Source organism: Variovorax sp. Soil_C_26 (assembly GCF_057657075.1).
In genome coordinates this window covers 1-1,315 of record NZ_JBDGJC010000029.1, presented here as the reverse complement: position 1 = coordinate 1,315, position 1,315 = coordinate 1, and the positions used below count along the sequence as shown (strand labels likewise).

General features: G+C 69.0%; 1 protein-coding gene and 1 pseudogene. Both read left to right on the top strand.

Annotated elements, in window-relative coordinates; all coding sequences use genetic code 11:
* Positions 1-291 (top strand): annotated as a pseudogene (locus tag AC3A6G_RS27270) (methyl-accepting chemotaxis protein); the annotation flags it as partial.
* 83 nt (positions 292-374) lie between these two features.
* A partial coding sequence (locus AC3A6G_RS27265) for a cache domain-containing protein (protein ID WP_487875087.1) occupies positions 375-1,315 on the top strand: 941 nt, incomplete at its 3' end.

Sequence of the window (1,315 nt, the reverse complement as noted above, 5' to 3'; positions counted from 1 at the left end):
CAGGTGAACCAGGCGATCGCGCAGATGGACCAGGTGACGCAGCAGAACGCGGCGCTGGTCGAAGAGGCTGCGGCCGCGGCGCAGTCGATGCAGGAGCAGGCCGCCAGCCTGGTCGATGCGGTGAGCGTGTTCCGGCTCGATGGGGCGGCGGCAACAGCAACAGCAACAGCAGCGGCGAAGGCGCCGCCGGCTGCGCCCAGGGCCTCTGCGCGCCTCGCGGGCGCTCCGAGGGCGTCGGCGCCGCGGCTGGCGGCCGCGACCCCCGCCACAGGCGATTGGACGGAATTTTGAACCGAGGGCCTCAAGTCTCGCGCGAAGTTGCCGATAACACCATCGACAACACCGCAGAAAGACCACCTGAGGAAGAGAGCCGAATGTTCGACCGTTTGAGTTTCCGCGCGCTGAGCGTCGGCCAGAAGCTTGGCCTGCTCACCGCCAGCGCCATTCTGGGCGTGGCCGCCCTGACCGCGCTTTTCCTGGTTTCCGAGCGCCGGCTCATCCTGGCGGAGCGCCAGGCGGGCGTGCGCCAGGTGGTGGAAAGCGCGCACGGCCTGCTGGCGCACTACCAGTCCCTCGAGGCCAAGGGCACGTTGACCGAGGCGCAGGCCAAGGAACAGGCGATGCAGGCCCTGCGCGGACTGCGCTACAGCGGCAGCGAGTATTTCTGGATCAACGACATGCAGCCGCGCATGGTCATGCATCCGATCAGCCCGAAGCTCGAAGGCCAGGATCTCTCGGCCAACAAGGACGCGACCGGCAAGCCGCTGTTCGTCGCCTTCGTCGACATCGTGAAAGCCGAGGGCGCGGGTTTCGTGGCGTACCGCTGGGCCAAGCCCGGCAGCGACCAGCCCGTGCCGAAGGTTTCGTACGTGAAGGGCTTCGCACCCTGGGGCTGGATCGTCGGCTCGGGCGTGTATGTCGACACGGTGCAGGCCACCATCATGGACCGGGCGCTCAGCCTGTCGATCGGCGCGCTGGTGCTCGGCGCGGCGCTCCTGGCCCTGGGCTGGGCGATCTCGCGCGGCCTGCTGCGCCAGCTCGGCGGCGAACCCACGGCCACGGCCTACATCGCGCGCCGCATCGCCGAGGGCGACCTGGCGGTGCGCATCGATCTGCGACGCGGCGACCAGGCGAGCCTGCTGCATGCCATCCGCGGCATGCGCGACAGCCTTGCCATGGTGGTGAGCGAAGTTCGCCAGGGCACCGACGCGATCGCGACTGCCTCGGCCCAGATAGCCGCAGGCAACCAGGATCTCTCGTCGCGCACCGAGGAACAGGCCAGCTCGCTCGAGCAGACGGCCGCCTCCATGGAAGA